This window comes from Pseudomonas brassicacearum (assembly GCF_003732225.1).
Classification (GTDB): domain Bacteria; phylum Pseudomonadota; class Gammaproteobacteria; order Pseudomonadales; family Pseudomonadaceae; genus Aquipseudomonas; species Aquipseudomonas brassicacearum_E.
Genome location: NZ_MOBJ01000003.1, coordinates 492,752 through 511,134, shown reverse-complemented (window position 1 = coordinate 511,134; position 18,383 = coordinate 492,752). Strand labels below are relative to the sequence as shown.

The following is an 18,383-nucleotide window of genomic DNA, read 5'->3' as shown; positions in this document are numbered from 1 at the left end:
CCCGTTTTCCAGTAGACCGTAAGGCTGCTCCGCTTAAGTGAACAGCATTACGCATCGCTGCGGGCCTTTTGTTTTGGTCATTCAGACCAGCGAAGACAGAACTACCAATATTCCAGCTCAAAAGGCGATAAACGGCCAGAATAATGCCACTTATGCGTTCGGCTGAATGCCTTCCAGTTCCTGCGTATTCCAATGCTGGGACTTGATGGCCCGGTAGAGCATGCCGATGGTCAGCGGGACTTTGTCACCACGACCCCTGGCCCTGCGCTTGAGGAACACGTCAAAGCCTTCCGGTTGAAAGTAGCGATAGGCGTCGTAGTCGACGAAGTCGATGGCGAACTGTTCTTCCAAGGCTTCCATCAGGTGCCGAGCGTCTGAGCCATCGCAGCCCAGATCGAAATTGATCGAGGTGGTGAGGCTGATGGTTTTGCGTTCGGGCAGGCCGAGTTCTTCGTGCAGCAGCTGCATGAGTAACTGCATGGCGTGGTCGTCGGGGAAGTTGGGGGCGAGGTTCATGGTGCATCGTCCGTAGGGGTATGCCGGTCGGGCAGTTTTAGCCTGGTTTGGCGGCAAGTTTAGAGTGTAATCGTCAGCAATTGGCGATGAAGAAGAATCGCACGGCAGGTCCAGAGTCACCCTACAACCACATCCTCCAACACTCGGTAACGTCATCGGCCTCAGCTTCAAGCTTGAGGTTTTCAGAGGCTACCGAGAGGGGGACGGATGAGCAGGAGCAAGGACACACCGCAAGTGTGGCAGCACTACGACACCGATGGAGGGGGTTACCGCCGTCTACGAGACATGACCGCTAGCGAGTTGGCGGAAAGAGAGGCCAGGCAAAAAGCTTACGAAGCCATGCTCGCCAGACAGGACGTATTCGAAAAGAGCCGGGAGGTGGAGTTTCAGAAAAAGCGCCAGTCGATCGCTGGCTGTGTATTTGCCAAGTCCTGCAAGTTGCCGGACTCAATCATCGACTACGTCAGCCCATCCGGGTTCGTGCCGACGGACAGCGTTAACGAGTATGGCGAGTTCACCTTGCTGGGAGGTCGTCAGGCCGATGATTCCGGCTGCTTACCGCTGAAGAAAATCAGCGGAGTTTTACCTGCGGGCATCGGCTCTTTGGCATTGGGTGGTATAGCGATTGCGCCTGCAGCGGCCTCAGTTGCGAGTACTAGCGCCGGAGTCGTCACCGCTGGCGTTGCTGCGGGTGCATTGGTGGGTTTGGTCGCTTTGCTTGCTCCCTCGAGTCTGGGTGATGGCGCGTTATATACCGACGACCAACTCAGGTCGCTCAAGCAAGCCCGAACTCGCGTCCGACTGCGAATAGAAGAGCAGGTTGACGGTACGCTCAAAGGCTATGGGTACAACACTCAGAGCCGACGTGATTGGGAGATGATCCCCGTCGTGACGTTTGAGGTTCGCGGCTCTCAACAAGTGGCTGACTTTGGCGGCGGAGTTGAGTTGATCTGGACGCCCGCAGTGAACCCGGCAGATACGTTGGGTATCCCGGCGCTGGAAGCGGCACCACAAGCGCCCCAAGTGTGGATTTTTCCGCCGACGGAGGCGGCTGACAGGATCATCGTCAGCCCGGTTTATCCGCCGGAGTATCAGGATTTCATTCTGGTGTTTCCGGCAGATTCTGGGGTTCGGCCGCTCTACGTTGTGTTAAGTGTTTCCGATCACAAATATCACCCAACCCCTAAAGGTGTCCTCCCTGCTTTTCCTGATCTTGTTCGCGGAAGATCAAAAACATCCGTACAAGGAGGGGGTGGTTTACGTCCACGTTGGACTGATCGGGCGGGTAATATTTATGAGTGGGATCGGCAGCATGGTGCTCTGGAGAAGTACAACAAGCGCGGGAAACATCTAGGCGAGTTCGATCACATCACGGGCGAACAGACAAAAAGTGCGGATAAGACGCGAGAGATAGAACCATGATTTTTTCGGTGATGGGATTTCATCCTGGTAGGGATGAACTGGTTTTTGAACACGGTATTAGTCTGTCGGTGGCGGACTTGACCCCCGTGATGCAATGGACGAACACCAATGAATGCATTGGTGTGGATTTCCGACTGACAGCAGCGCAGGCGCTTGAGATTGAGCGCTTGGCCTCTGTGGTTTTTCCTGAAGGGTTGGATCTTTATCTAACTTCTTCTGGCTGAAGGGGAGAGGGTTCTGTGGAACCAAGGCAGGATCTGGCAGCAGGTGGATATCGAGCAGGTTACGCAGAACGCCGCTATCAGCGGTAGCAATAGGGGTCTTGGCCGCCCCCGTATTTATCCAACATTAACGTGGATTCTGACGATATTTTCTGAGTACCGATTCCCGCGTGGGGAGCGGCTTATCTGCATCGGCACGTGAGGTGTCGAAGCCTTCGAGACGTAAGCTCGCCAGATAATTTGATCGGCGCACCTTGTCGTAATAATCCTGCTTTTGCTGAAACGTCAGTTCACTCATGCACAGAGTGCCGAGTTCGACGTCGATCAACGCTGCGAATTTGGCCTGAGTCAGACCGGTAGCCTTACGAATTTCTTTGACGTGCAACGCGTCAACATGGAATTCGCGGGAAGGTAGGCGTTCACCCCGTACGATCTCGTCCATCTGTTGCACGCTTTCCATCAGCTCATCAAAAAACTTGCTCATGATTATTTCCAGTGTTCGATGAAGGCGTTTCAACGCTTTGCGTTCGATCGTTCTCACGCAGAACGTGGGAACGATCTGTTCACTCGGACTTCAGGCCGGCGCTTTCCAGTTCAGCATGCGTTGCTGGGCAACCTGGAGCAGGTCGCGGCCGTCTTGAGTCAGCAGGTACAGGGCGTGGGTGATGTGGGGAATGTCTTTCACATCCGCTTGCTTGAAGCACAGGCAATAAAGCGTTTCGAGCAGGTCGCTGGAGGCGCGGATGCGTTGTCGGGCGGCGTCCAGGATGGCGTGGGGATTGGCCTCGGTGTCGATGACCAGAACCGGGGTTTCGCTGTAGTTGGTTTTGAGCGGGCGATAGCGGTTGTTTGACGGATCGTGCGGGTTCATTGAACGTGTCCTATAGGAAGTCGCGACGTCGCTCCTGCAGGCCGACACACGGGGTTTAGCCGCGCTGCAAACTATAGAATCCCACTCCAAAGTCTCGCAAGACAGCCCGAATGGACAGGTCTTGTAGGGAGTTTACTTGCCCGCAAGGCAGGGGACTACGCACTACCCGAGGTTTTTTTCAGTGACTCCCCTAGAGGTCGAATTTCCTACGCACTTGTCAGGCGTGGCGGATAAAACCGCAGTAGTGCGTGCGCCAGACTGCGTAGGGCATTTCGTAAGTTCAAACGCAGTCAATTACGTAGCGAGAGCCAGTGGGTGAGGACAATGCTCGGGAAACTGAACACAGCAGCGATCGTCTCGAAGGCTGCTGTGCATCAACACTGCAATGACTGGCTTACTCGGCCAGGTAGTCTGGTGCCGGACGCGAGGCGGCTTCAAGGTCCAGCAGGCCCCGACCATAAGCCTCACTGTTGGCGTAGGTGCCGGTTCGGTTTGCGCTTTCGAGCAAACGTTCGCGTACCTGTTGTGGGCTCCAGTGCGGGTAGCGACTTTGTAGCGCCGCCAGTGCGCCGCTGACCATGGCCACAGCAGGCGAGGTCCCAGCTGTTTGACCGTAGCCGCCGGACTTTAGGGTGGTTTGCAGGCCAGCGTCGGGACCGGAGTCTCCACCGGGTACGGCGATGCACCAGCGCCTGGCCACGCCACAGTAGTTGGATTTGGCGTTAATGGCCGTACCATCCTGTTTCAGGGCGACAACAGCGATCCAGCCTTTCTCCAATTCGGGAATTGCCAGTGGCAGGCCCGCTTCAGCCAGGGGTTCGCGTTTCAATTCATTACCTGTCGGAAAGACGAAAACCGCACCGTCTTTGACCAACTGTCGTGCCACAGCAAGGGACTCTGGCATGACCTGGTTGTAGCGGGATTCGGTTATCTCGGTGGCCGGGATGGAGTTGGCCCAAGAGTTACTGAAGATGTGTGCACCTTTATCAAACGCGTACTTCCATGATTGGGAAATTTCGCTGTCGAAAAAGAACGGCTCATCGTTATCACCAAAGCGCAGCGGGATCAGTTGAGCGTTGTATGCAACACCGTGCATGCCCTGATCGTCTTTATTGGCAGCGAGGATGCCGGCCATCTGTGTACCATGGCCGATTCTGTCGAAGGTGCCAGGGCTGCTGGTGACGTAGTCGTATCCTGGATCGCTGATACGTCCCGAAAACTCGGGCAAGTCGGCATTCAGGCCTGAGTCGACCAATGCGACACTGACGCCCTGTCCGGTACCACCGCGAGCGTAAAGTGCCGATGCCTTGATGATCGCCAATCCTTTTTGAGCGTGGTATTCCGCTGTTTCAAAGGCTTGAGCCGCAGGTCCGACGTCAGGCTGTGCGTGCACTGTAAGGCACCCGCTCAACAGCAGAGGCAGGGTCATCAGGGCGGCGCGCGGCGACCGCGAAAAACACGGTGGGAGGTGTGTTTGATGCATGGTGTGGTCCTTCATGTGTGTGGCATCCGCGCACATCAGGCTTCCTGCCATGATGAGGTGCTCGCGGACGGTAGCGTTTTCAATTGGAAGACGCTTTATGTGAGCGCTGACCTTACCGATGAAGTCGTTTTCCCGTGAGCTGATTTTTAGTTCCGGTTGTATCAATCTGTAGTGTTTTACCCACGACCTTTTCTCGACTCGCTGCTTTAGCCGGCTAGGCTTTCGGCATGGCAGCAGTCAACGGAGTGACAGCTTATGCACAACACCCTCGAACAGGTCTTTGGTTATCCACAGTTCCGACCCGGCCAGGAGGCGGCGGTCAGTGCGGTGTTGGCCGGGCGCTCGGCGGCGGCGATTTTTCCGACCGGCTCCGGCAAGTCCTTGTGCTATCAGTTGCCGGCCTTGTTGCTGCCACACCTGACGCTGGTGGTGTCGCCGTTGCTGGCGCTGATGCAGGACCAATTGGCGTTCTTGCAGCGCCATGGCATTGCGGCGGCGAGTATCGATTCGGCGCAGAGCCGTGACGACGCCAATGAGGTGATGGCGCGGGCCAGGTCTGGCGAGTTGAAGATCCTGATGATTTCCGTGGAGCGCCTGAAGAACGAGCGTTTTCGCAACTTTCTGCAGCAAGTGCCGATCTCGTTGCTGGTGGTGGACGAGGCGCACTGTATCTCCGAATGGGGGCACAATTTTCGCCCCGACTACCTGAAGCTGCCGGACTACCAGCGCCAGTTCAATATCCCGCAAACCTTGCTGTTGACCGCCACTGCCACGCCCAAAGTGATCGCTGACATGCAGGCGAAATTCGCCATCGCGGCGGACGACGTGGTGACCACCGGCTTCTATCGCCCCAACCTGAATTTGCTGGTTGAACCAGTGCGTGGTCAGGACAAGCGCCGCCGTCTGGTGGAATGGATGGGCCAGCGTGCCGGGCAGCCGAGCATCGTCTACGTGACCTTGCAGAAAACCGCTGAGCAGATTGCCCAGCACCTGAGCCAAAACGGTCTTCAGGCCGAGGCCTATCACGCCGGTTTACCCCATGAACAACGGGAAGCGATTCAGCGGCGGTTCATGGGCGGGCAGTCCAATTGCATCGTCGCCACCATCGCGTTCGGCATGGGCATCGACAAGAGCGACATCCGCAACGTGGTGCATTTCGACTTGCCGAAATCCATCGAAAACTACAGCCAGGAAATCGGCCGTGCCGGACGCGACGGGCAACCTTCCGACTGCCTGGTGTTGGCCAACCGCGACAGTCTCAACGTGTTGGAAAACTTCGTTTACGGTGATACGCCAGAACTGGACGGCATCCGTTGTGTGCTCGACGAACTGCAAGCGGCCGCGCCGGATGGCCAATGGGAGTTTTTGCTGGGGCCGCTGGCCGACCAGAGCAATATTCGCCAACTACCGCTCAAGACCTTGCTGGTGCAGCTTGAACTCAAAGGCTTGATCGCACCGCGTTACGCCTATTTCGCCGAATACCGTTTCAAGTTCCTGCTGGAGCCTGAAGCCTTGTTGGCGCGTTTCGAGGGCGAGCGACGGGACTTCGTCGAGGCGATCATCCAGACCTCCAGCCGTGCGCGAACCTGGGCCACGGTGAATTTCGATGCGCTGTACCAACAGCATCAGGCCGAACGCAATCGGGTGGTCAAGGCGCTGGATTACTTTCAGGAGAAGGGCTGGGTCGAGCTTGAAAGCAAGCAGATGACCGAGGTCTACAGCCTGCTGATGACGGACTTCGATGCCCAGGTGTTGAGCAGCCAATTGCATGGTTACTTCACACAACATGAACGCACGGAGATCGCCCGGATCCACGCGATGCTCGATCTGTTCGCCACCGAGCACTGTCTGGGTTACCGGTTGGCGCAGTACTTCGGCGACGAAAACGCGCCACAGCAGTGTGGGCATTGTTCGGTGTGCCATGGGCAGGTTGCCCGTCTGCCGGAACCGCCTGAGCTGCCAGCGCTTGTGGATAAAAACTTCGAGGCGCTGTGTGGTGATTTTATCCACAGGCACGAAGCGTACAACGGCCATGTGCCGGGTGCGGAGCGGTTGACACGGTTCTTGTGCGGTATCAGCGTGCCGCTGTTTACCAAGCTCAAGGCGCGGGCGATTCCGGGGTTTGCGACGCTGGAGGATTATCCGTATGCCGAGGTGCGCGAGTGGGCCCGGCAGCGTTCCGATGCTCGCGAAGAACGATAACGCGGTTTTCGCCTTAGACTGGCTGTTCAATTCCAGGAACCGACACTGATGTCCAATCCGATGCCCCAACGCTCCGACTACCGCCACTTCCAGCCGATCATCACCCGCTGGCACGACAACGATGTCTATGGCCATGTGAACAACGTGACCTACTACAGCTTCTTCGACACGGCGGTGAATACTTACCTGATCGAAGTCGGTGGCCTGGATATTCACGACGGTGAAGTGGTGGGGTTTGTGGTCAGTTCGGCGTGCGATTACTTCGCCTCAATCGCTTTTCCCGAGCGCATTGAAATCGGATTGCGGGTGGGCAAGTTGGGCAATAGCTCGGTGCAGTACGAACTGGCGGTGTTCAAGGCCGAGGAAGAGGACGCCTGCGCGGCAGGACGCTTTGTGCATGTGTTTGTGGATCGGGCCTCGAATCAACCCGTGGCGATTCCTGGCGGGTTGCGCGGGGCGTTGGAGCGGTTGGTGGTGTGAAACGAAAAATCGCAGCCCGAGGGCTGCGATTTTTTGGAATCTCTTTCGTGATGCCAATCAGCGATTAGTCGCGATCACGATAGTAGTGGTGATGCTTGCGATGGCCGTAAGCATGACCACGACCGCGGTGGTCATCGTCATCGCGGTAGTAACGGCGGCCACCACGGTCACGACCGCCACGGTCTTCGTCATAGCTGCTGTTGCCCATATGGTTACCCAGCGCACCGCCCACGCCACCGCCGGCGGCTGCGCCGATCAGGCTGCCCGTAGTGCCGCCCATGCTGCGGCCGACTACGTTACCGCCGGCTGCGCCGAGCGCACCACCGATGGCGGCTTCGCCACGGCTGTGTCTGTTGGCACCTACTGCACTACCACCGGCGCCGCCCAAGGCTGCGCCAATGGTCGAACCGGTGCTGCCGCCCAGCGATTGACCAACCACCGAGCCAAGTACCCCGCCCAATGCGCCGCCAACACCTGCCTCGGCGGTGCCACCGGCAGATGCGGCGCCACTGATCAGGCCAAGGGACAACAAGAGAATCGAGGAGAACTTCATGAGAGGAGCCTCAAAGGGATGACGGCGCGATCCTGAGGCTGTGTCGTGATGGTTACAATCGAAATCCGACGAGTAACACGACTTGTGCACAATTTGCTAAGTTATTGTTTTATAGACGGAACTTAATCGATTTTCGCTGGTCTTTAGCTACTTCGGACAGGCCGCTTTTATGCAAAAGCGGCCTTTTTTGTGGGCGTTTGGAAAGTGTACTAACAGTGCCGATACCTGTGTCGCATGGTCGGACGCCATCGCGAGCAAGCTCGCTCCCACAGGGGTTCCTTGTCGAACACAAGGGCTGTGCTCACTGAAGATCAAATGTGGGAGCGAGCTTGCTCGCGATGAGGCCGGACCAGACGCCGCGTTACGCCGACCTGGCCATGATCAACCCGGTCTCGCTCGCTGCTTCCAAACGGATCGCAACGAATTTCGAGGTCGGCGTGTGGCTGCCGTCACCGATGCTTTCCAGTGGCACCAGCGGGTTCACTTCCGGATAGTAAGCGGCGGCTTGTCCGGCGGGAATATCGAACGCCAGCAAGGTGAAGCCTTTGACGCGGCGCTCACGGCCGTCATCCCAGATCGACACGATGTCGGCTTTTTGTCCCGGTTTGAAGCCCAGGCGAATGATGTCGGCTTCGTTGACGAACAGCACGTCACGCTGGCCCTTGACCCCACGATAACGGTCGTCGAGACCATAAATGGTGGTGTTGTACTGATCGTGAGAGCGCATTGATTGCATGATCAGGTCCGGCAACTGCCCAGTGGCGCGGGTGCGCTCGTGTACCAGATCGGCCGGCAGGATATTCGGACGGAAATTGGCGCGACCGGTCGAAGTGTTCCAGCGGCGAGCACCCGCGCTGTTGCCCAGGTAGAAGCCGCCGGGGTTCTCGATCTTCTGGTTGAAGTCCTTGAAGCCTGGAATGGTGTCGGCGATCAGCTCGCGAATGCGACGGTAGTCGGCCACCAGCCAGTTCCAGTCGACGGGCCTGGAACCCAGGGTCGCCGCGGCGATACCGGCGATGATCGATGGCTCCGAGCGCATCTGTTTCGACAGCGGCTGGAGTTGGCCGTTGGAGGCGTGAACCATGCTGAACGAGTCCTCCACGGTCACCGCTTGCGCCCCTTCGGTTTGCAGGTCGATGTCGGTGCGGCCCAGGCACGGCAGGATCAGCGCTTCTTTACCGTGCGCCAAATGGCTACGGTTGAGTTTGGTGCTGATTTGTACGGTGAGGTCGCAATTGCTCAGGGCCTGGAAGGTCCGTGGGCTGTCTGGTGTGGCTTGGGCGAAGTTACCGCCCAGACCGATGAAGACTTTCGAGCGGCCGTCGAGCATCGCGTGGATGGCCTCGACCACGTTGTGACCATTCGCTCGTGGCACCTTGAACTGGAAGCGGCGTTCCAATGCATCGAGGAAGAACGCCGGTGGGCGTTCGTTGATGCCCATGGTCCGGTCGCCTTGCACGTTGCTGTGCCCGCGCACCGGGCACAGGCCCGCGCCTGGCCGGCCGATGTTGCCGCGCAGCAGCATCAGGTTGGCGATTTCCTGGATGGTTGCCACCGAGTGCCGGTGCTGGGTAATGCCCATGGCCCAGCACATGATCACGTTCTTGCCTTTGGCGTACATGCGCGCGGCTTGCTCGATCTCTTCCAGGGTCAGCCCGGACTGCTCGACGATCTGCTCCCACGAGGTGTCGTCGATTTCGCCCAGGTAGTCGAGCACGCTGGCGGTGTGTTCGTTGAGGAAGTCGTGGTCGAACACCGATGGCGCGTCGGTTTGCTGCGCCTCACGCTCCCATTGCAGCAGGAACTTGGCCATGCCGCGCAGCAGCGCCATGTCGCCGCCCAACGCTGGACGGAAGTACGCGGTGTTAGTCGGCTTGTCACCGTTGGTGAGCATTTCGATCGGGTGCTGCGGGTGCTGGAAGCGTTCCAGGCCACGCTCTTTGAGCGGGTTGATGCACACCACCTGAGCGCCGCGTTTCACCGCTTCGCGCAGGGGCTCGAGCATCCGTGGATGGTTGGTGCCGGGGTTCTGGCCCCAGACGAAAATTGCGTCGGCGTGTTCGAAGTCGTCGAAGGTCACGGTGCCTTTGCCGACACCGACACTTTGTGCAAGTGCAACACCGCTGGCCTCGTGGCACATGTTCGAACAGTCGGGAAAGTTGTTGGTGCCGAACGCGCGGACGAACAGCTGATAGAGATACGCCGCTTCGTTGCTGGCGCGGCCCGAGGTGTAGAACTCAGCCTGATCCGGGCTCGACAAGCCCTGCAGGTGTTTGCCGATCAACGCGAAGGCCGCCTCCCAGCTGATGGGGGTGTAACGGTCGGTTTCGGCGTCGTAGCTCATCGGCTCGGTCAGCCGGCCTTGATATTCGAGCCAGTAGTCGCTTTGTTCCAGTAACGAGCTGACGCTGTGTTTGGCGAAGAATGCGGCATCGACCCGGCGCTTGGTGGCTTCCCAGTTGACCGCCTTGGCGCCGTTCTCGCAGAACATCACCATGCCCTTTTCCGGAGAATCGCCCCAGGCGCAACCGGGGCAGTCGAAGCCGCCGTTCTGGTTGGTCTTGAGCATTATGCGGAGGTTTTTCAGCGCGTTATCGCTGGTCAACCAGGCCTGGGCGACGCTGATCAGCGCGCCCCAGCCACCGGCTGGGCCTTTGTAGGGTTTGTAGCGGGGGACGGGTTTCTGGTCGGCTTGACGATGTTGACTCACGCTTGGTTCTCCGTCGCAGGGCTGTAGACCCGCGGCGCACTTTTCTGCGGCAGGTGGATGAGATTGAGGTTGTGCCGGCGCGCCCATTGCAGGGCCAGGCCGGTGGGCGACGACAGGCTGACCAGGGTCTGGATGCCGGCGCGCAAAACTTTCTGGATCAGCTCAAGGCTGCAACGGCTGGTGACAATCGCCAGGCCGCCTTCAGTGGAGATGTGCTGGCGGATCAGTGCACCGATCAGCTTGTCGAGGGCGTTGTGTCGGCCGATGTCTTCACGGCCCAGCAGCAACTCACCTTGGTTGTTCATGAACACAGCGGCATGCACCGCGCCACAATGCTGACCCAACGGCTGAAATTCACTGATGCGCTGGCGCAGGCCTTCAAGCCATTGCGCGGGAGGCAATGGCGCGCCGGGTAATACGTTGAGTTGCGGCAAGGCTTGCTCGACCGCTTCGACGCCACACAGCCCGCAGCCGCTGGTACCGGCCAGTTGCCGACGTTGCTGCTTGAGGTTCCAGAACGCGCGGCTGGAAATGCTGACCTGCGCGTACTGCGCCGAACCGGACCCGCTGAGTTGCAGGTCATAGAGGTCGGACACGTCGTTGATGATCCCGCTGCCCAGGCTGAAGCCGACGATGAAGTCTTCCAGGTCGCTCGGGGTGACCAGCATCACCGCCTGGCTGATGCCGTTGTAGGCGATCGCCAGTGCCACTTCCTCAGCGAGCGCGGTGCTGGCTGATTCGCTGTGGTCGAGGTTGCAATACTGATAGTTCTGACTGGCGGCGGGCGTGGGCATTTCGAGGGCGGGCGCCCCGCAGACCGGACGCTTGGCTTTCATGGGGCAATACCGGCGGTTTATCCAGCCTTAAGCCTAGGCGCGTCAATGTGTCACGTCTAATCGCTAATACTGATCTACCGATAGATAGCGTCGATCAAGAGTTCGTCGGTGATTTCTGATAGTGCGCGAAACACGCCTCAGCCAGTGCCGAGCGCGGTGCACTGCGGCGCATGATCAGCCCCAGCCGGCTGAGGGTTTGCGCGTTTTCGATGGGTTGCAGACGCAAATGTTCGGTCAGCGTTTCGAGTCCGCCTTCCAATGGCATCACCGCGCAACACAGGCCACCGTGCACAGCTTGCAACAATTGATGGACCGCGTCGGTCTGTAACAACGGTTGCGGGCTGAGGCCACGGCTGTGGAAGTTGTGGTCGATGGACTGGCGAAAGTGCATGCCACTGGTGAGCATGCCCAAGGGCAGCTCGATGAGTGCTTCCCAGCTCAAGGGTTTTTCACCGAAGCTGAAGAAGCGCTGGTCGTAGAGCAAGCCCATGCGGGTTTCGCTGAAGGCCAGCGAGTCGAAGCGCTCGCTATCAAGGCGATCAAGATAGGACACGCCGAGGTCCAGGCGATTGTTTGCCAAGTGTTCGAGGATTTGCTCGGAGCTCAAGGCCGAGAGTTCGAATCGCAGGTTCGGGTGTTCGCCGTGCAGCTGTTGCATCAGCGGCAGGGGATCAAAACTCGACAGCGGCACCACGCCCAGACGCAAGGTGCCGACCAGATTGCCGCGACAGGCTGCGGCCTCGGCCTGCAAGCCGTCACAGGCGGCCAGCACAGTGCGTGCCCACGCCAGCACCCGCTCGCCCGGCGCGGTGAAACCTTCGAAGCGCTGGCCGCGATTGACCAACGGCAGATCGAGTTCTTCTTCAAGGCTGCGCAAGCGCATCGACAGGGTTGGCTGAGTGATGTGGCAACGCGCAGCGGCCTGGCCGAAGTGCCGGGTTTCGTCGAGGGCGATGAGGAATTTCAGCTGTTTGATGTCCATCGTCGCTCCAGTGCGCAGGCCAGGGGGCGCGATTCTAGCGCTTGTGCCGAACCTGAGTCATGGGTCGGTTGAGACCGCTATCGCGAGCAAGCTCGCTCCCACATTTGATCTGCAGTGAACACAGAGTTTGTGCACGAAGAAGATCCAGTGTGGGAGCGAGCTTGCTCGCGATGCTAGCGACTTGGTCTCAGAGCCCCTCGATCAACTCCCGATAATCCCCCACTGCCATAAACTCGGCGGTGTCTTTCGGTTCTTTGCGGCTGTCCGGTTGGCTCACGGCCAACAGATGCGCCACGCCAAAGTCTCGTGCGCTGCGCAGGATCGGCAAGGTGTCGTCGATAAACAGGCTGCGGCGTGGGTCGAAGTCGATGTCTGTGCGCAAGGCATCCCAGAATTGCGGGTTTTCCTTGGCGAAACCGTAATCGTGGGAGCTGATCAACCGCTCGAAATAGGGCGCAAGCTCGACTCTTTCCAGCTTCAGCGACAACGAATCGCGGTGAGCATTGGTGATCAGGATCACGCGTTTACCGGCCTGTTTGATCGCCGCCAGAAAGGTATCGGCATCCGGGCGCAGAGCAATCAGATGGGCGGTTTCGAGTTTCAACTCGCGCACCGGCAGCTTCAGCTCGGCGCTCCAGAAGTCCAGGCAATACCACTGCAACTGACCGGCGTTACGCTCGAACAATGGCTGCAATTCCAGCTCGGCCATGGCCCGGCTGACACCGTGCAGCTCGGCATAGCGCTGGGGCAGATGCTCCATCCAGAAATGGTTATCGTAATGCAGGTCCAGCAGCGTGCCGTCCATATCCAGCAGAACGGTATCGATGTCGCGCCAGGGCAGTGATGGCATGGAAAATTTCTCGAACAGTAGAAAGATATCCGACACAAACAATCGGGAAAGCCGCGTTATAGTACCGCGTTCATGCCAAGGAGCCGCCATGCGCCAGAAACCCGAAGTATTAGCCCGCGAGATCATCGCCACCAGTCGCTTGTTCTGCGTTGAAGAGGTGCAACTGCGCTTTTCCAATGGCGTCGAGCGCACCTATGAGCGATTGGTCGGCAAGGGCGCCGGGTATGGCGCGGTGATGATCGTGGCGATGCTTGATTCCGAGCATGCGGTGCTGGTCGAAGAGTACTGCGGCGGAACCGATGCCTATGAAATGTCGCTACCCAAAGGCCTGATCGAACCTGGCGAGGATGTGTTGGCAGCGGCCGAGCGTGAGCTCAAGGAAGAGGCCGGTTTTGGCGCACGGCAACTGGAGCATCTGACCGAGCTGTCGCTGTCACCCGGTTACATGAGCCAGAAGATTCAGGTGGTGTTGGCGACTGACTTGTACGAAGAAAGCCTTGAAGGTGACGAGCCGGAGCCGATGCGCGTGGATCGGGTCAATCTGCGAGAGCTGGCGGCGCTGGCACAGAACCCGCAATTCACCGAAGGCCGCGCCTTGGCGGCGTTGTACCTGGCCCGTGATCTACTGACTCAGCGTGGAGTGTTTCAACCGTGAGTGATTTTCCCCAGGTTCATCCTTTGCTGGCTCCCGTGGTCGAGCTGGCGCTGAAGGCCGGTGAGGTCATCCTGCCGTTCTGGCGCACCGGCACGGCAGTGACTGCCAAGGCTGACGATTCTCCGGTCACCGCCGCCGATCTGGCCGCTCATCATCTGATTCTGGCAGGGCTGACAGCGCTTGATCCGAGCATCCCGGTGCTCTCGGAAGAAGACGCTGACATCCCGCAAACTGTGCGCGCCGGTTGGCAACGCTGGTGGCTGGTCGATCCGCTGGATGGCACCAAGGAGTTCATCTCCGGCAGTGAAGAATTCACCGTCAACATCGCGCTGATCGAACAGGGACGCGTGGTGTTCGGCGTAGTGTCGATGCCGACCAACGGCCGCTGCTACTTCGGTGGCGCCGGGCTCGGGGCCTGGCGTGCCGACAAGGATGCAGCACCGCTGCCGATTCAGGTCCGTGATGTGCCGCCTGCTGGTGAAGCATTCACTGTCGTTGCCAGCCGTCGACATTCAAGCCCTGAGCAGGAGCGTTTGCTCGCGGGTTTGAGCGATAGCCTGGGTGAGTTGGAGCTGGCCAATATCGGCAGTTCGCTGAAGTTTTGTCTGCTGGCGGAAGGGGCGGCCGATTGTTATCCACGCTTGGCGCCGACCTCTCAGTGGGACACTGCTGCGGCGCAAGGCGTGCTCGAAGGTGCGGGTGGCGAGGTGCTGGAGTTGAGCGGTGAGCCGTTCAGCTATCCGGCGCGAGAGTCTTTATTGAATTCGTTCTTCCTCGCACTTCCGGCAAAGGCTGCCTGGCGCGAGAAATTTCTGGAACTGGCGCGCGGCTAAGATCAAGAGATCGCAGCCTTCGGCAGCTCCTACGGGGAGACGGCGTTTACCGGTGCAAAACGTATTGCCCGGTAAACGTCACTGCAGACTCATCGCTGTCGGCATTCACGACCCGTGTATGCAACGTCAACCGTGCCCGGCCATAGCGCTGGTACATGGTCAAAAAATTCTTCCAGACCGCCGCACTCGGCGCAGCGCAGATTGCGATGCCGTCGCTGGTGACCGGCAGCGGATAGCTGATCTGACCTTCCTGAATCACGATGTGCCCGTCCTCGACGCCTTCTTCACGCAGGCGCAAATGCAGCCAGCCCCAACCCGCCAACACCGCACCGCAATACAGGCTGCCACCGAACATGGTGCTTTTGTGATTGAAATTGGCTGCCAGCGGTAGCTGCAAGCGCAGCTGTTGCGACTGCCAGTCGAGCACCTTGAGGCCCATGTCCCGCGTGAGGGGAATGTCGCGGTGGAGGACGGATTCCAGGTGACGACTGTCGCGATTCATGCACGGGCCTCGGGATTTTGAACGCTTATGTGAAGGTTAGTCGGCACGGCTCAATCGAGCTCGTCGGCGTTGCTGTTGGCGCCAGCACCATCGGCAAAATTCAAGCCGTGTTTGCGCAGTTTGTCATGCAGGGTTTTGCGTGGAATACCCAGCGCTTCGGCGACGCTGCGCAACGAGCTGTGAGAGCGCGTCAGTTCGGCGGCGATCAGGTTCTTTTCGAAACTCTCCACCTGCTCGCTCAGATTACCGCTGAGCACTGCGGTGAGCGGTGCAGCGCTGCCATCCGGAACGCTGTTGTCCAGCGCGAGTTCCAGGCCCAGGGCGAAACGTTCGGCGGCGTTTTGCAGTTCGCGGACGTTGCCTGGCCAAGTATGCCGCAGCAGTAGAGCCCGTTGTCCGGGTTGCAGTTCGTGGGGTGGCAGACCGTGGCGTTCGCTGGCTTCGTTGGCGAAGTGCTGGAACAGCATCAGCGCGTCTTCACCGCGTTCACGTAGCGGCGGAATGCGCAGCGGCGCGACGTTCAAGCGGTAGTACAAGTCGGCACGAAAACGCCCCTGATCCGCCGATTGACGCAGGTCTTCCTTGGTTGCGGCGATGATCCGGATGTCCAGCGGGATCAGCTGATTGCCGCCCAAACGCTCGACCACCCGCTCTTGCAGCAAACGCAGCAATTTCACCTGCACGTCCAGGCTCATGCTTTCGATTTCATCGAGGAACAGCGTGCCGCCATTGGCGAATTCGAATTTGCCGATCCGGCGCTTTTGCGCGCCGGTGAAGGCACCGGGTTCGTGGCCGAACAATTCGCTCTCGACCACCGACTCGGCCAGCGCCCCGGCGTTGATCGCGACAAACGGGCCATTGCGGCGGTTCGACAGGTCGTGCAGGGCTCGGGCCACCACTTCCTTGCCGGCACCGGTTTCACCGAGGATCAACACATCGGCCTTGGTCGGCGCCAAGGCACCGATCTGTTCGCGCAGGCGCAGCATCGGTGCCGATTGCCCGACCAGTCGCGTGCTGAGCTGATTGCGATCGCTCAGGGCCAGCCGCAGGCTGCGGTTATCCAGCACCAATTGGCGCAAGGCCAGGGCGCGGCGCACGCTGTCGAGCAACGCATCGCTGGCGAATGGTTTTTCGAGGAAGTCATAAGCGCCGGCACGCATCGCCTGCACGGCTAAAGGCACGTCGCCGTGACCGGTGATCAGCAATACCGGCAACTCCGGGTCCTGGGCGTGCAATTCGCTCAACAGTTCGAGACCGTCCATGCCTGGCATGCGGATGTCGCTGACCACCACACCGGGCCAGTCGCGCTCCAGGCGCGAGGCAAGGCCCTTGGCTTCGGCCAATGGCAGGATTTTCAGGCCGGCGAGGTCCAGAGTCTGGCTCAGGGCCTGACGCAGATGCGGATCGTCATCGATCAGCACGACCTGGATGCGGTTGTCGATCAGGTTGCTCATTCACTGCGGTCCTCGGACGGTTGCAGACTGACACCGGGTGCGCCCGCGCGCAGCCGCAGGGTGATCAGGGCGCCGCCTTCCTTGTGGTTGGCGAACGACAGTTCACCGCCGAAGGCGCGCATCAGGGTGTCGCAGATGGCCAGCCCCAATCCAAGGCCCTGAGTGCGGGTCTTGGTGGTGTAAAAAGGTTCACCGGCGCGGCCGAGGGCCTCCATGCAGAACCCCGGACCGTTATCGCGAATGTACAGGTTGACGCCGTCGGTGGTGGATTCGGCACTCAACCAGAGTCTACGTGGCGGGCCTTTTTCGGTCAGGGCGTCGAGGGCGTTGGCCAGCAGGTTGCCGAGCACCTGGCGCAGTCGGGTTTCGCCGGCCTCGACCCACAGCGTGGCGGCCGGCAGATCACGGATCAGCTCGACTTCCATTGCCCGTCTGCGCTTGGCCAGCAACGCCAGTGCGTCGTCCAGTGCCGGTTGCAGCGCGACACTTTCCGGGGCGTGGCGGTCGCGACGGGCGAAGGCGCGCAGGTGGGCGATGATCGAGGCCATGCGCCCGGTCAGTTCGCTGATCAGTTTCAGGTTGCCGCGGGCATCGCCGGTGCGCTGATGGTCGAGCAGCACTTCGGCGTTTTCCGCGTAGCTGCGAATGGCTGCCAGCGGTTGATTCAGCTCGTGGCTGATGCTTGCCGACATGGTGCCCAGCGCCGATAGTTTGCCGGCCTGGACCAGATCATCCTGGGCGCGCACCAGTTCCTGTTGCGCCTGTTCGCGTTCCAGCACTTCCTGCTTGAGGCGACGGTTGAGACCTTCGAGATCGCTGGTCCTTTCGGCGACGCGCGCTTCCAGTTCGCGGCGGGTCTTGGCTTCGAAGGCGATGCGCTGCAAGTAATGACGACGGCGTTGCATCAGTAGTCCCAGCAGCAACATCAACACCAGCAATGTGGCCCCGCCGATAGCCACCACTGTGCGCACCGGTCGGTCAATCAGGGTTCTGGGCGCAAGGATGCTGACGCTCCAGCCGGTTTCTGCGATTTGCTGAGTCTGGATCAGCCAAGCGTCCGGGTTGAGATTCAGTGGTTGCGGATCACGAGTCGGGTAGGGCTGGATGGCGGTGATCGCTGTGCGTTCCTCATCACTCAGCGGGCGGGTCGCCCTGAAGCGCCAATCCGCGCGTGAGGTGATGATGACCACCCCGTTGTGGTCGGTCAGCAGCAGTTGTTCAGGGGTTTTGCCCCAGAGGCTTTCGGTGTGGTCGAGGTCGACCTTGACCACCAGCACACCGATGATCTGCCCGCCATCGCGCACGGCTCCTGCAAAGAAGTAACCACGTTTGGCCGACGTGGTGCCCAGGCCGAAAAAGCGCCCGAGACGACCTTGCATGGCTTCGCTGAAATACGGCCGGAAGGCAAAGTTACGTCCGACAAAACTGTCGTGTTTGTCCCAGTTGGAAGCCGCCAGGGTCTTGCCGCTGGTGTCCATCAGGTACATGACTTCGGCGCCAGTCTGGGCGCGGATGTCCTTGAGCAGGCGGTTGGCGTTGTCGGTGGTCAGCGGTTGATGCGGCGCGGCGAGAACGGCACGCAGGGCCGGCAGATCACCGAGGATTTGCGGCAGCACCTCGTAACGGTGCAGGGTCCCCAGCAGGTTGGCGACGTAGAGGTCCAGCGTCTGGCGATTTTGCCCGGCCAACTCGCTGCGGTAATACCGCTCGGCCAAGTGCTGCAGTGGCCACAGCAACGGCGCCAGGCACAGGGCGAGCAGGCCCAGGCTGCGCCAGCGAGGTCTGCGGGGGAGTGTTGGGGTCATAAGCATCG

Annotated in this window: 18 protein-coding genes and 1 pseudogene; 6 read left to right on the top strand and 13 right to left on the bottom strand. The window is 59.7% G+C overall.

Features of this window, described 5'->3' with window-relative positions; genetic code table 11:
* Window positions 1-150: 150 nt before the first annotated feature.
* Entirely contained in the window at window positions 151-516 is a 366-nt protein-coding gene (locus tag BK659_RS05370) for a DUF1493 family protein (protein ID WP_123424068.1), read from the bottom strand.
* Window positions 517-723: 207 nt separating this feature from the next.
* On the opposite strand from BK659_RS05370, the gene BK659_RS05365 reads away from it, so the two are divergent.
* Complete coding sequence (locus BK659_RS05365) at window positions 724-1,938, top strand: colicin E3/pyocin S6 family cytotoxin (RefSeq protein ID WP_123424067.1); 1,215 nt, start codon at window positions 724-726, stop codon at window positions 1,936-1,938.
* Window positions 1,935-2,162: a DUF7683 domain-containing protein gene (locus BK659_RS05360; protein ID WP_123424066.1), complete on the top strand. Its 228-nt coding sequence runs from the start codon at window positions 1,935-1,937 to the stop codon at window positions 2,160-2,162. The genes BK659_RS05365 and BK659_RS05360 overlap by 4 nt, the downstream gene beginning before the upstream one ends.
* Window positions 2,163-2,286: 124 nt before the next feature.
* Here BK659_RS05360 and BK659_RS05355 read toward each other — a convergent pair whose 3' ends face one another.
* The 4 genes and pseudogenes from BK659_RS05355 to BK659_RS05340 all read right to left on the bottom strand — a co-directional run bounded on the left by BK659_RS05355 (window position 2,287) and on the right by BK659_RS05340 (window position 4,513).
* The gene (locus BK659_RS05355) at window positions 2,287-2,457 is read right to left on the bottom strand and encodes a YhfG family protein (protein ID WP_123424082.1); all 171 of its coding nucleotides are present in this window, start codon (window positions 2,455-2,457) and stop codon (window positions 2,287-2,289) included.
* Between the two features lie 3 nt (window positions 2,458-2,460).
* Window positions 2,461-2,643: pseudogene (locus BK659_RS05350) on the bottom strand (transcriptional regulator); the annotation flags it as partial.
* A 90-nt stretch (window positions 2,644-2,733) separates the two neighbouring features.
* A complete protein-coding gene (locus BK659_RS05345) occupies window positions 2,734-3,030 on the bottom strand; it encodes a hypothetical protein (RefSeq protein WP_123424065.1) in 297 nt (98 codons plus the stop codon).
* Between the two features lie 394 nt (window positions 3,031-3,424).
* A complete protein-coding gene (locus BK659_RS05340; RefSeq protein ID WP_123424081.1) occupies window positions 3,425-4,513 on the bottom strand; it encodes a S8 family peptidase in 1,089 nt (362 codons plus the stop codon).
* Between the two features lie 255 nt (window positions 4,514-4,768).
* On the opposite strand from BK659_RS05340, the gene BK659_RS05335 reads away from it, so the two are divergent.
* Entirely contained in the window at window positions 4,769-6,715 is a 1,947-nt protein-coding gene (locus BK659_RS05335) for a RecQ family ATP-dependent DNA helicase (RefSeq protein WP_123424064.1), read from the top strand.
* Between the two features lie 48 nt (window positions 6,716-6,763).
* Window positions 6,764-7,195, top strand: a complete 432-nt coding sequence (locus tag BK659_RS05330) for an acyl-CoA thioesterase (protein ID WP_123424063.1) — start codon at window positions 6,764-6,766, stop codon at window positions 7,193-7,195.
* Window positions 7,196-7,259: 64 nt separating this feature from the next.
* Here the strand turns inward: BK659_RS05330 and BK659_RS05325 are convergent, their stop codons facing one another.
* From BK659_RS05325 to yrfG, 5 genes are all read right to left on the bottom strand, one after another.
* A complete protein-coding gene (locus BK659_RS05325; RefSeq protein ID WP_123424062.1) occupies window positions 7,260-7,748 on the bottom strand; it encodes a glycine zipper domain-containing protein in 489 nt (162 codons plus the stop codon).
* A gap of 361 nt (window positions 7,749-8,109) precedes the next feature.
* On the bottom strand, window positions 8,110-10,458 hold the full coding sequence (locus tag BK659_RS05320) for an FdhF/YdeP family oxidoreductase (RefSeq protein ID WP_123424061.1): 2,349 nt from the start codon (window positions 10,456-10,458) through the stop codon (window positions 8,110-8,112).
* A complete protein-coding gene (fdhD, locus tag BK659_RS05315) occupies window positions 10,455-11,294 on the bottom strand; it encodes a formate dehydrogenase accessory sulfurtransferase FdhD (RefSeq protein WP_123424060.1) in 840 nt (279 codons plus the stop codon). The genes BK659_RS05320 and fdhD overlap by 4 nt, the downstream gene beginning before the upstream one ends.
* A 94-nt stretch (window positions 11,295-11,388) precedes the next feature.
* Window positions 11,389-12,276, bottom strand: a complete 888-nt coding sequence (locus BK659_RS05310) for a LysR family transcriptional regulator (protein ID WP_123424059.1) — start codon at window positions 12,274-12,276, stop codon at window positions 11,389-11,391.
* A 187-nt stretch (window positions 12,277-12,463) separates the two neighbouring features.
* The gene (gene yrfG / locus BK659_RS05305) at window positions 12,464-13,126 is read right to left on the bottom strand and encodes a GMP/IMP nucleotidase (protein WP_123424080.1); all 663 of its coding nucleotides are present in this window, start codon (window positions 13,124-13,126) and stop codon (window positions 12,464-12,466) included.
* A gap of 88 nt (window positions 13,127-13,214) precedes the next feature.
* Here yrfG and nudE point away from each other — a divergent pair, with 88 nt between their 5' ends.
* Complete coding sequence (nudE, locus tag BK659_RS05300) at window positions 13,215-13,781, top strand: ADP compounds hydrolase NudE (RefSeq protein WP_123424058.1); 567 nt, start codon at window positions 13,215-13,217, stop codon at window positions 13,779-13,781.
* Window positions 13,778-14,614: a 3'(2'),5'-bisphosphate nucleotidase CysQ gene (gene cysQ, locus BK659_RS05295; protein ID WP_123424057.1), complete on the top strand. Its 837-nt coding sequence runs from the start codon at window positions 13,778-13,780 to the stop codon at window positions 14,612-14,614. Before nudE ends, cysQ begins: the two co-directional genes overlap by 4 nt.
* A 46-nt stretch (window positions 14,615-14,660) precedes the next feature.
* Here the strand turns inward: cysQ and BK659_RS05290 are convergent, their stop codons facing one another.
* From BK659_RS05290 to BK659_RS05280, 3 genes are read right to left on the bottom strand one after another with little or no spacing between them, the layout of a single operon-like run.
* Entirely contained in the window at window positions 14,661-15,116 is a 456-nt protein-coding gene (locus BK659_RS05290; protein ID WP_123424056.1) for a thioesterase domain-containing protein, read from the bottom strand.
* Window positions 15,117-15,166: 50 nt separating this feature from the next.
* Complete coding sequence (locus tag BK659_RS05285; protein WP_123424055.1) at window positions 15,167-16,570, bottom strand: sigma-54-dependent transcriptional regulator; 1,404 nt, start codon at window positions 16,568-16,570, stop codon at window positions 15,167-15,169.
* On the bottom strand, window positions 16,567-18,375 hold the full coding sequence (locus tag BK659_RS05280) for a sensor histidine kinase (protein ID WP_123424054.1): 1,809 nt from the start codon (window positions 18,373-18,375) through the stop codon (window positions 16,567-16,569). The genes BK659_RS05285 and BK659_RS05280 overlap by 4 nt, the downstream gene beginning before the upstream one ends.
* Window positions 18,376-18,383: the final 8 nt, after the last annotated feature.

What these genes read in the sequence shown, in the direction of transcription:
- BK659_RS05365 (WP_123424067.1), top strand. Translation starts at nt 724, where the DNA reads ATGAGCAGGAGCAAGGACACACCGCAAGTGTGGCAGCACTACGACACC.
- BK659_RS05370 (WP_123424068.1), bottom strand. Translation starts at nt 516, where the DNA reads ATGAACCTCGCCCCCAACTTCCCCGACGACCACGCCATGCAGTTACTC.
- fdhD (WP_123424060.1), bottom strand. Translation starts at nt 11,294, where the DNA reads ATGAAAGCCAAGCGTCCGGTCTGCGGGGCGCCCGCCCTCGAAATGCCC.
- BK659_RS05330 (WP_123424063.1), top strand. Translation starts at nt 6,764, where the DNA reads ATGTCCAATCCGATGCCCCAACGCTCCGACTACCGCCACTTCCAGCCG.
- BK659_RS05325 (WP_123424062.1), bottom strand. Translation starts at nt 7,748, where the DNA reads ATGAAGTTCTCCTCGATTCTCTTGTTGTCCCTTGGCCTGATCAGTGGC.
- BK659_RS05280 (WP_123424054.1), bottom strand. Translation starts at nt 18,375, where the DNA reads ATGACCCCAACACTCCCCCGCAGACCTCGCTGGCGCAGCCTGGGCCTG.
- yrfG (WP_123424080.1), bottom strand. Translation starts at nt 13,126, where the DNA reads ATGCCATCACTGCCCTGGCGCGACATCGATACCGTTCTGCTGGATATG.
- BK659_RS05290 (WP_123424056.1), bottom strand. Translation starts at nt 15,116, where the DNA reads ATGAATCGCGACAGTCGTCACCTGGAATCCGTCCTCCACCGCGACATT.
- BK659_RS05355 (WP_123424082.1), bottom strand. Translation starts at nt 2,457, where the DNA reads ATGAGTGAACTGACGTTTCAGCAAAAGCAGGATTATTACGACAAGGTG.
- BK659_RS05285 (WP_123424055.1), bottom strand. Translation starts at nt 16,570, where the DNA reads ATGAGCAACCTGATCGACAACCGCATCCAGGTCGTGCTGATCGATGAC.
- BK659_RS05345 (WP_123424065.1), bottom strand. Translation starts at nt 3,030, where the DNA reads ATGAACCCGCACGATCCGTCAAACAACCGCTATCGCCCGCTCAAAACC.
- BK659_RS05340 (WP_123424081.1), bottom strand. Translation starts at nt 4,513, where the DNA reads ATGCATCAAACACACCTCCCACCGTGTTTTTCGCGGTCGCCGCGCGCC.
- BK659_RS05335 (WP_123424064.1), top strand. Translation starts at nt 4,769, where the DNA reads ATGCACAACACCCTCGAACAGGTCTTTGGTTATCCACAGTTCCGACCC.
- BK659_RS05310 (WP_123424059.1), bottom strand. Translation starts at nt 12,276, where the DNA reads ATGGACATCAAACAGCTGAAATTCCTCATCGCCCTCGACGAAACCCGG.
- BK659_RS05360 (WP_123424066.1), top strand. Translation starts at nt 1,935, where the DNA reads ATGATTTTTTCGGTGATGGGATTTCATCCTGGTAGGGATGAACTGGTT.
- nudE (WP_123424058.1), top strand. Translation starts at nt 13,215, where the DNA reads ATGCGCCAGAAACCCGAAGTATTAGCCCGCGAGATCATCGCCACCAGT.